The sequence below is a fragment of the Streptomyces sp. PA03-1a genome (genome assembly GCF_033792805.1).
Classification (GTDB): Bacteria; Actinomycetota; Actinomycetes; order Streptomycetales; family Streptomycetaceae; genus Actinacidiphila.
This window is the reverse complement of sequence record NZ_JARAVO010000302.1, coordinates 1-10,006: the sequence shown is the minus strand read 5'-3', so window position 1 is coordinate 10,006 and position 10,006 is coordinate 1. Positions and strand designations below refer to the sequence as shown.

At 66.6% G+C, this 10,006-nt stretch carries 9 protein-coding genes and 1 pseudogene; 5 read left to right on the top strand and 5 right to left on the bottom strand.

Translation table 11 applies throughout. The features are described from left to right. Positions 1-78 precede the first annotated feature (78 nt). The 3 genes from PV341_RS40565 to PV341_RS40555 all read left to right on the top strand — a co-directional run bounded on the left by PV341_RS40565 (position 79) and on the right by PV341_RS40555 (position 4,499). Entirely contained in the window at positions 79-2,898 is a 2,820-nt protein-coding gene (locus PV341_RS40565) for a hypothetical protein (protein ID WP_500360439.1), read from the top strand. A gap of 401 nt (positions 2,899-3,299) precedes the next feature. Then, positions 3,300-3,878 carry a papain-like cysteine protease family protein gene (locus PV341_RS40560; RefSeq protein ID WP_500360437.1) on the top strand — a complete coding sequence of 193 codons (579 nt, stop codon included), beginning with the start codon at positions 3,300-3,302 and terminating at the stop codon, positions 3,876-3,878. A gap of 3 nt (positions 3,879-3,881) precedes the next feature. Next, entirely contained in the window at positions 3,882-4,499 is a 618-nt protein-coding gene (locus tag PV341_RS40555; RefSeq protein ID WP_500360435.1) for a hypothetical protein, read from the top strand. 86 nt (positions 4,500-4,585) lie between these two features. On the opposite strand, the gene PV341_RS40550 is transcribed toward PV341_RS40555, so the two are convergent. Both PV341_RS40550 and PV341_RS40545 read right to left on the bottom strand, forming a co-directional pair. Then, complete coding sequence (locus PV341_RS40550; RefSeq protein WP_500360434.1) at positions 4,586-4,915, bottom strand: transposase; 330 nt, start codon at positions 4,913-4,915, stop codon at positions 4,586-4,588. After that, entirely contained in the window at positions 4,831-5,232 is a 402-nt protein-coding gene (locus PV341_RS40545; RefSeq protein ID WP_500360433.1) for a transposase, read from the bottom strand. The genes PV341_RS40550 and PV341_RS40545 overlap by 85 nt, the downstream gene beginning before the upstream one ends. Positions 5,233-5,381: 149 nt before the next feature. Here PV341_RS40545 and PV341_RS40540 point away from each other — a divergent pair, with 149 nt between their 5' ends. Further along, positions 5,382-5,687 (top strand): transposase, encoded by a 306-nt coding sequence (locus PV341_RS40540; RefSeq protein ID WP_453600196.1) that lies wholly within the window; start codon positions 5,382-5,384, stop codon positions 5,685-5,687. 14 nt (positions 5,688-5,701) lie between these two features. Continuing rightward, positions 5,702-6,736 (top strand): annotated as a pseudogene (locus tag PV341_RS40535) (IS3 family transposase); the annotation flags it as partial. A 392-nt stretch (positions 6,737-7,128) separates the two neighbouring features. Here PV341_RS40535 and PV341_RS40530 read toward each other — a convergent pair. The 3 genes from PV341_RS40530 to PV341_RS40520 all read right to left on the bottom strand — a co-directional run bounded on the left by PV341_RS40530 (position 7,129) and on the right by PV341_RS40520 (position 9,809). After that, positions 7,129-7,512, bottom strand: coding sequence for a GntR family transcriptional regulator (locus PV341_RS40530; RefSeq protein ID WP_500360431.1), 384 nt, complete (start codon positions 7,510-7,512; stop codon positions 7,129-7,131). Then, positions 7,509-7,994 carry a hypothetical protein gene (locus tag PV341_RS40525; protein WP_500360429.1) on the bottom strand — a complete coding sequence of 162 codons (486 nt, stop codon included), beginning with the start codon at positions 7,992-7,994 and terminating at the stop codon, positions 7,509-7,511. Before PV341_RS40525 ends, PV341_RS40530 begins: the two co-directional genes overlap by 4 nt. 936 nt (positions 7,995-8,930) lie before the next feature. Then, the gene (locus tag PV341_RS40520) at positions 8,931-9,809 is read right to left on the bottom strand and encodes a replication-relaxation family protein (protein ID WP_500360428.1); all 879 of its coding nucleotides are present in this window, start codon (positions 9,807-9,809) and stop codon (positions 8,931-8,933) included. Between the last annotated feature and the right edge of the window lie 197 nt (positions 9,810-10,006).

Sequence of the window (10,006 nt, the reverse complement as noted above, 5' to 3'; positions counted from 1 at the left end):
GGCTTGGGGCGGGGGTAGGAGGCGGATCGCTTGCGGGTGCTGGTCGAGCAGGGTGTGCAGGGTGAAGGTCTTCCCTGATTGCTGCCCGAGCTCACGGGTCATGAACTGATCGACCTGCTTGACGCGGACGATCCCGCACCTGGCCGTGGTTCCGCGGCTCGTCGTCAGGGTGTGCTGTTCCGCAGCCTGGTCCGCACTCTGGGTCTGCGCAGCACGAACAGCGTCACCGAGCGCACGCTTCGGCTGCTTGACGTGGCATCAGCACGTCTGAAGATGAGCGCCGAGGTTCTGGAAGCGACGCTCTCGGTAGCGGCACAGCCTGGGCACCGGCTCAACGCCGACCAGCTGCACCGCATCCTCCTGCGCCACTCCCCTGCCGAACGGGACGCGCAGTGGGGCATCGGCACCTACTTCATGCTCGAGGACACCGGAGCGCTGCACCGGCTGCTGCGCTGGGCGGAACAGCTGCCCACCCCGGCGGGTCTGCACCCTCGTGCCGTGCCGGAGCCGCAGTGGGCCGTGCGCAGGCCGGGCCTGGCCCCTGCGGCCCCTGATGTCTCCATGCCGCGGTTGCCGGCCGAGGAGGTGGTGCGTCTGGCCGCCACGACGCTGATGTGGACCTTGACCTCACCCAACCGATTCCTCCGCGATCGCGCCACCAAGGCCCTGGTCCAGCTTCTGCTCGGCTTCCCCCACGTCCTGACCGGACTACTCGACCGGTTCCTGGACCAGGACGCCGACCAGGTCGATGACCCGTACCTGTTCGAGCGGCTCGTCCTGGTCGCCTATGGCGTCCTAACCCGTCGCCGCGCGCAGGACACTCAACCCGAATTGCTGAGGACCGTGGCCCAGCGGGTTCTCGCATGCGTGTACGGGGAGGCGATGGGGCCCGCTCATGCCTCCCGCAACGCACTGCTGTGCGACGCGGCAACACGCATCGTGCAGGCAGCCCACCGCTGCGGCCTGGTCTCCGACACGGAGGCGGCCCGCACCCACCACCCCCACCCATGCCCGGAACCCGGTGACGTCCTCGACGACACGGCGCTGGACGCGCTCTACCCCTCCCGCGGGCCGGACGAAGAGCGGCTGTGGGGAAGCCTGAGGGCGTCGCTGCTGAGTCTGTCTGACTTCACCAGCTACGAAATCCGTCCCGCCGTAGAGCACTTCAGCCAGCTTTCCCTGACCGAGCCGGTCCCGTCTGCGGTTCAGCCGACGCCGCCGTCGGAGGACGCTGTGCAAGCCTTCAAGGACAGCCTTCCGGAGCAGGTCCGGGACGTCCTGGGGACACCCGAGGCTGTGCAGCGCCTGCTGCATGAACACTGGCAGGCCCGAAGGGCCCTCGACGAGGACCAGCTTCGTCTGCTGGACGCGTGCGCGCCGGTGCCCACGGTAGCGGAGCGGTTGGCCGCCACCACGGTCGATAAGGACTGGGCCGCCCGATGGATCACGGACAATGCCGCGCAGCGGGGCTGGAGCCCGCAGAAGTTCGCCCGTTTCGACAACGAACACGGGCATGGTCGCAGCCGCGAGGGCCACAAGGCCGAGCGTTTCGGGAAGAAGTACCAGTGGCTGGGCTTCCGTGAGCTGATCGAGCGGCTCGCCAATCACCGTCACATGGCCACAAGCCGGGTCCAGGACTTCGCTCACTACCCCGGCGCCGCAGCACTGCTGCTCACCGACATCGACCCAACGCTGCCGCCGGCGGGGCATCCTCTGTCCGGCCTGGCAGGCGAGCATGACCAGGCCACCCACAGCAGCCGCTACGCGACATTCCCCCCTGCCCAGATGGACGGCACATGGCACGCTCCCGCACCCGCCCTGCCCCCCATCAGTCAGATTGATGACTGGATCAACAACACCGACGATCTGCCGGACCTGTCGCGGCTCGGTGTCCGCACCATCGACGGCGTCCAGTGGGTCGTCCTCAACGAATACGCCACCGACCACGCGCCGGGAAGAGACTGGAGCGGCCAGGCAGAACAGTGGCACATCCAGCACAGCTGGCTCGTCGCAGCATCCTACACCCGGCAGGTTCAGGAATTCCTCCGCGACCGCAGCCTCATGGGCCGCTGGATGCCCGAGCCCGCCACCCGGCATCGCATCTACCTCGGCGACTTCCCCCTGCCCGAAGCCACGTCGGACACACAGCACGAACTCCGCATCGTCAACTACGACACTGAAGAAGGAGACAAGCCGCGTCCCACGCCCCGCGCCCGGCCGCGGCGCGCTTCTGGTACCGACGATGCCGCACCCAGTGAAGACGTACCCTCCACCGACTCCGCCTCGCAGCCGGAAAACGACTACGCGGCCCTCCTCCATCGTCTGACGGGGCGCGGCCCCACCCGCGGGCCCGAGGACCGACTCCAGGCTCTTCAGGATCTCGCCGCTCGCTGGTCCGCGCCCCCGGAACCTCAGCCGCTCGAGCCACAAGCCCGCGACCCCCACATCGCATACGCCACCGACGGCACCACCCTGCAGGCCGTGCCGGGCGTGCAGGAGTACTCCTGGGAAAGCACTGGCCACGACTGCTCACTGGACTCCCCCGCCGGACTGACGCTGCCATGCGCCGCGCTGCTGGCCGGCAGTGACCTGCACCGTGACCCCGACGGCGGCAACTGGTACACCACAGACGGGACGCAAGTCGTCCGCGCCCTGAACGGCTACCGCCCCACCGGCGAGGTCACCACCCTCCTGGTCCAGCGAGAGTGGCTCCAGCAGCGACTGACGTCACTCAAGGTCGACCTGGTCCTGGGCTTGTTCGGCGAGCGCCAGCCCCGAACCAGCAACCACCTGCGCACCTGGCGCGAGTACAGCCAAACCGCCGCCCTCGACCCCAGAGGGAAGCCCCTCACCGCCACTCCCCACATCACCCGCGTTCGTCACAACCGCGATGACTAATGGTTGAGGGCCGCCAGGAGCCACGAATTGGTCTGGTTGTCAGGGGCTGTCGCTGCGAGCTCGTACGCGATATGCCACCGCCCCAAGGCAGCTCACGACCACGCCGAACCATGTACGCGGGTAACACCTTGTTGGCGCACAACCGGTGCGCAGTCTGACCGGAGCGAGCAGCTCCTCTAAACGCACACGGTGGCGAAACTATCTCAAAGGGGTGAAACTATCTACGAGGGCCTGGCTGGCGGAGGCCGCGAGTCGTCCCATCATCAACTTCCCTACGTAATGCGCGATCACATACAGATCTCTAGGTGCGTGTAGCCGTGACAGATCCCTTGGGTATGTAACCAGCTGCACCTGCTGTCCGGGCATTCCAGGCTCAACATGTATCTCTACCCTACCAGGGCGTGAGCGGAGAAGGTCCACTGTCCCTGCGAGCAAAATCCAGCCCGTACAACAAGGAGATGTGTGCCATGTCATCGGCCGGCGGATTCCCGTTCATCATGGAGTTTCAGCAGAAAAATCACTGGTGTTGGGCAGCGGCAACGGTCAGTATTACGAGATACTACGAACCGACCACCGGCTGGCTGCAGTGCTTGATCGCGGACGACCAACTGCAAAGGGGTTGTTGTGAAAACCCATCAGCTTGCGACGAAGACTGGAACTTCGACAAAGCTCTCGATGCAGTCGAACACCTGAAACGCTGGGAGGCTGGGTCGAAGCCCTTGAAGCCCGACGTGGCGGCAGAAATAACCTCTGCCCGCCCAGTGGCTGTAGGGATCCACTGGGCGGGGGGCGGGGATCATGTCGTAGTCATCAACGGCTATACGGACGATATCATCGGCCCCTTCCCGGGCATGATGCTCCACGAACAATGGGTTCAGGTTCAGGACCCAGCATATGGCCCATCATTCATCCAGTATGACACTCTCCGTACTGCGTACCACGGATCAGGAACCTGGACGGACACGTATTACACGAGGTGACCTATGGTTGTCGAATACACATCACCACCCGGCAACGCCCAGGAGACCGCACTCATCGGATTCCAGCAGGCTGCCCGATTCGCTCAGCAAAACCGCCGCGCAGATGAGGTCGCCATTCCGACCCTGCCTGCGGCGGATGTAACCCTCTCGGCGCCCCAGCCGGTTCACCATCTCGGGCTCCAGCAAATCGTTGCGCGCGAACCAGTCAGGAATTCGGCAGCCACCGGATGGCAGTACCTGGTCTTGGCCGAGGACGGTGCCGTGGCGAGCAGCGAGTTGTCCATCGGAGCCGACGAGAGCCCGCCCAAGGCGGCGCAGGTGAATATGGGGCCGTTTGTGCAGTCGACGGCGTCGGCTCTGCAACAGCTCGATGAGCTTCCCGAGGTCCGGTCAGGCCGGTATGAAGTGCACGTGTTGAGGATTCCAGCCCTCTGGACATTCGCGCTGTGGCTACGTCAGCTTGATGGAAGTGAAGACCTCTTCCTCGTGCTCTCACCTGCACCCGACTTTCTCGAAGCTGGACATGTTTACCACGAGGACGAGCTGCTGGACGTTCTGGAAGGCCCGGCAAGACAGCGCCTGGAGTTCGACAATTCACCACGCGGCAGAAAGGGCAAATAGTCGACAAGTACCGTCGGCCTGACTGAGCTTTGCTGATCAGGTTGATGCTGAGCGGATTTCGAGTCTGGTGTGGGCGAGGAACGCGGTCAGCAGGGCGGGGTGGTGCTGGATGCTGCGGAGTCCTGTTCGAACGGCGCGGGTGAGTTCGTCGAGGGTGAGGGCGGCGAGGTTGGCCAGGGCGGTGCGTTGAGGTGGGACCAGACCTGTTCGACGGGGTTAAGGTCGGGGGCGTAGGCGGGCAGGTAGTGGACGGTCAGCCAGTCGCGGCTGTCGATGGAGCGTTGCATCCAGCGGCTGTGGTGGCCTGCCAGGTTGATGCCCCTATGTTCTGTCAACCAGTCAGAGACTTCGGCTGCGGCAGTTGTGTGGCCTGGATGTGCCGGTAGATCTCTCGGGCCACATAGCGCTTGAGGCATCGGATGATCTCGCGTTTGGTCTTTCCCTCTGCGCTGCGTCGTTCAAGGTAGCGCTGGGTTCGCTCTTCCCGTCGTAGGCGTGTGAGCACGATGCGGTAGAGAGCTGCGTTGGCTTGCCGGTTACCGCCGCGGTTGAGTCGGCGATGCCTGCTCTTTCCGGAGGAATGCTCGACAGGACTCACACCGCAGAGGGCGGCGAAGGATGCCTCACTGGTGAGGTGGTCGTGGTTTTCCCCGGCTGCAATAAGGAGGGCCGCCGCGCTGTCGGGTCCCACTCCGAAGACCTTGAGCAGGTCCGGGTTGAGGGCACGAATCATGATGGTGATCTGCTTTTTGAGGACAGTGATTTGCCCGGACAGGTGGCGGATACGCAGAGCCAGGAACTGCAGGGCTTGTTGAAGTTCCCCCTCCGGGCTGGACAGCCTGATACTGGGACGGAAGGTCTCAGAGGAAGCAGTTCCAGGTAGTGAGCAAGAAGAGCAACACGAGCAAGCGGTACACGGCCGAGTTCAAGAGGGACGCGGTCGCGCTGGTCCGCTCGTCGGAGAAGACGGTCACCGAGGTCGCCCGGGAGATCGGCGTGAGCCCGGAAGGGCTGCGGAACTGGGTAAACCAGGACAAGGCCGACCGGGGTCAAGGCCCAGCGGGTGCACTGACCAGCGACGAGAAGGAAGAGCTGCGCCGCCTGCGGCGGGAGAACCGGGAACAGCAGCAGACCATCGAGATCTTGAAAAAAGCGGCGGCCTTCTTCGCAAAGGAGTCGACGAAGTAGCCGCGTGCTACGCGTTCATCGATGCGGAGAAGGCCACCGAGAACAACCCCGGTGGTCATAGTGTCACCTTGATGTGCAGGGTGCTCGGGGTGTCCCGTTCGGGCTACTACGCCTACCTCGCCGCCCGGCCGGCGGCCGAGGAACGCGCCCGTCGGGAGGACGAGTTGGTTGCCGAGATCCTGCAGATCCACACGGCGTCCCGCCGCGCATACGGTGCCCCGAGGATCACGGCGGCGCTGCGTAGGCAGGGGCGGCGGATCAATCGGAAGAGGGTCGAGCGGCTGATGCGCGAGCGGGAGATCCGCGGGATCACGCGCCGCAAGCGCCGCGGCCTGACCCGGCCGGACAGGAAGGCGGCCCCGTCGCCGGACCTGGTAGGACGCGACTTCACCGCCGCCGAGCCGGGCACCAAGCTGGTCCCGGATATCACCTACCTGCCCACGCTGGCCGGCTGGTGGTATCTCGCCACGGTCATCGACCTGGCCACACGCGAGGTGGTCGGGTACGCAATGGCCGATCACCACCGCGCCGAGCTGGTCGTCGACGCACTGAAGATGGCCGCCGGCCGAGGCGGCCTGCAGAAAGGGTGCATCGCGCACTCGGACCGCGGATCGGAGTACGCGTCACACGAATACCGCAGGCTGATAAGGGAGTTGGGGTTGCGGCAGAGCATGGGAAGAACGGGCTCGTGTTACGATAACGCGGCCGCCGAAAGCTTTTTCGGATTGCTGAAAGCGGAGATCGGGACCACGGTCTGGGAGTCCCGCGAGGCCGCCCGTGCCGACATCTTCCGTTTTATAGAGGTCGAGTACAACCGCACCCGCCTGCGCAAGCATCCCGTCTACGGGTACGTCACCCCCGTCGAAACCAGGGTACTGACGGCACAAGACCTCGCCCCCGCAGCGTATCCACCCGCTGTCCACGCTCAAGGGGGAACTTCAGCCCGGCGCAGGCCCGGCAGGCGGGCCGGTGGAAGCCCACCGGAACGAGGGGGACTCCGCCGGTACGGAGCACGGGCGCCTCAGGGGCGGTCCGCCCGCCGCGGATGAGCAGCACGGCGACAACGCGGGCCGGGCCGCGCCGCCGGGCTCGGGGCTCGTCTCCCCGCATGAGAAGTGCCACCGAAACGTCCTGCATCAATGCCGCGCCATGCCAACCTATAGCGCCACGAAGTGCCAGGGCATCAAGTCGGCAGACACAGGTCAACTCACTATGCCAGCGATCTGATGCTGGCTCAGTGATGACGCTCCCCCACTGACGTCGCGGTAACACTTCACAGGTGGCATCTTCGGACTCACGGCGCTGTACGAGCGATGCCGGCAACGCCGCCTGCGACGGCTGGGCCTGTGGAATGGTTCCTGAATGCCCAAGCGTCTGCAGCCCGGAACCAGTATGGGTTGCCGGTCGACGGCTCCGACGGGATAAGGAGTTTCTGACTGCTCTACGGCCGCTGCTCCAGTGCCTCACGTACCGCCTCCAGCATGATCTCCTTGTCTGCACCGAGCTCCCCCGCCTCGGTGACGAACCGCCGAGCCAGTTCGGCCAGTGCGGCCGGGTCCGGAGCGGTGGCGGACATGGGGAGCGATGCCACCCGCGTCCCCGCCCCGCGGCGGCTGGTGATCAGGGACGCGGCTTCCAGTTCACGGTAGGCCCTGGCCACCGTTCCAGGCGCCAGGCCCAGATCGGCTGCCAGCTGCCGTACCGTCGGCAGACGCTCACCCTCCGGGAGACGGCGCGAGGTAATCAGGGCGGCGAGTTGCGCGCGGATCTGCTCATACGGCGGGACATGGCTCGAGGTGTCGATCCGGACGACGGGACCACTCACCGGTGCCCCCGGGCCTTGGGTGAGATGACCGTGAACAGGCACCACGCCACGGTGACGAGGGCAATCAAGGCCGTCGGCCACAGCGCCCAGTTCCCGACCCGGCCGCCGGTGCCGTCGCAGGTGATGCCAAGCAGTGCGCCCGAGGCAGTGGACGCGGCGCCGAGCAGAGGTGCCGAGACCAGCAGACCCCACGCGGCGACGATCGCCAACGCGCGGTTGCGACGGGTCGCCTCGTCGCCGGGACGGCGGGCGATCCTGGTCAGCGACCACAGGCAACCGGCCGTCGACACGGCCAGCGACGCAAGGATGGGCAAGCCGTAGAACAGACCCGGCCAAGGCCCCGTGCTCACCGTGCTTCCATCCGGGCACGTGACGGCAAGGGAACGGCCGGCGCGACCCACGTCGTCCGGTGAAGCAAGCACGGCCGCCACCACCAAGAGGACAACAAGAAAAACAGCCTCGGCGACCAGCAGCAAAGTCATCCGCGGTGGCACGTAGTCGCGTACCCGACGAGGTGCCAGTCCCGCTGTGCGGACCGGGCCGTGAGGACGAGCAGTGAGAACGTCCGCCACCAGCACTCCCGCAACGGCACACAATCCGAAAACGGGGATCGCGTACAAGACACCGGCCTCCCCGTCGTCCACTGCGTGCCCGACCACCCGGGCGGCAACTACCCCAACAACCAGACCTGCCCAGCGAAGGTAGCGGTCGGCTGCCGAACCGGTCGGCACCACGTCAAGTACACGCACAACAAGCTCCTGGATGACATACGAACCGTGACCCAACACCGCTTGTATCAAGCGGTGGGTACAAGATGCAGCTCCGCCCGATCTTGTGTCAAGCCGTTGACACAACGGTGACCGGCGCATCCCGGACAATCACGCACCAGGGATCACGTGCACATCACTCCGCATACGGGGAGACCACAGCTCAAAGAACATCGCCAACGCCGGCTGCGGAACATGGGCCAGGACCCCCTGGCGCCCGCCGCATGGTCGCAGGCGACGGCCAATCGGGCCCTGACGCACTGGCTGCAGGGACCGTCGCTGTCCCGGACAGCGACAGTGCCCCAGGTCGTCACGGTCGATGTCGTTCACCGTGCGTGCCGGCCCGCCTCGTCCCTGCCGCTGTCGCACTCGATCACCAAGACCGTCCAGCACCTCGAGGCGCAGCCCGATGAGGACTTCGGCACCATCCCCAAGCCCGACCCCGACCTCGCAGCCAAACTCGTGGACCGTGCGGCTTCATCGCCTACGCCTTCAGAGCAGTGGCAGGAGGCCGCTCGCCTCCGGAGCCCGCCTGTGGTGAGCGGCGGGCCGGGCTCGCGGATCACCCGGGACGCCTTCCACCGCCGGGAGGCCTGCAAGGAAGCGGCCGAAGACGGGCGTTGGGCAAAGCGCATGGTCTGTCCGGCGGGTTCAGCCGCGAAGCCAGCCGAACAGTCCGTTGCCACGCCGCTCTCGTTCCCACTCCGCTTCCGCCTCGGCCCGTTCCCGGTCCAGGCGCTCACGCTGGCTGCGGCAGGACGGGCACTCGGCTCCGGGCGCCAAGGCGTCGCCCTGCCCGTCGTCGTAGTCGTCCGGATGGACGTCGGTGCCGCAGGACGGGCATGGCCACATTGCTGCCCGGCGGCGGCGCTGTTCTTCCTTGCGTCGCTGCCTGCGGGCCTCCTTGGCTGCGGCGCGGGCTTGTTCGGCAGCCTGCCGGGCGGCACGCCGCTGCTCGTCACGCTGCCGGTAGGCGCGGTGGTCGTCAGGGTTGGCCAGGGCGGCGATCAGCGCCTCGCGGACGTCGTGGCCGAAGCGCCACCACACCGGGCCGTGCGGGCCGTCAGTGGCCAACTGGTCCAAGGTGGTGACCAGGACGGGCACCGTGAAGTCGTAGGTGCGCCAGCCGTCTGGCGTGCCCGAAGCGTCGGTGTAGGGGCCGGTGTACCAGGTGCCCTGCCAGTACGGGGCCGAGATGCGGGCCACTTCGCTGATGCGGCGCTGCAGGACTTGGGGGCTGGTGCGTTTGGTGAAGACGATCGCCACCGGCGGGTAGCCCCCACGACGGGAGTCCTCCCATCGTGTCGACCACAATGGGACGTCGTCCCCTACGCGGTGGCCGTTCAGGGTGCGCTGGAAGAAGCGGTGGTAGCGGGCGATCTTGTCCGCCAGCGCAGCTGCCGGTTCGGTGTGGTTGTCGACCTCCACGAACAGCACCGGCAGTTGGTCCTGTGGTGCAGTCAGCACCGCGTCGGCCCGCAGGCTGCCCCTGCCGGGCGTGGTGAAGGTTCCGGTGACCGGGAGGATCACTTCCGTCGTCCAGCCGCGCAGGGTGCCCAGGCCGCGAGGCCGGGCGGATACCGGCCGTGGCCCCGGCTGGACTGCAGGAGCGGGCTGGGTGCCGGTGGCAGGCCCGGCGCTTTGGGCGGGGGTTTCCGTTGGGGCGGGCCCGGCGCTTACGGGCCTGGCTTCGTCAGCACGGCGAGGGCTGCGGCGGGGGATGGGGT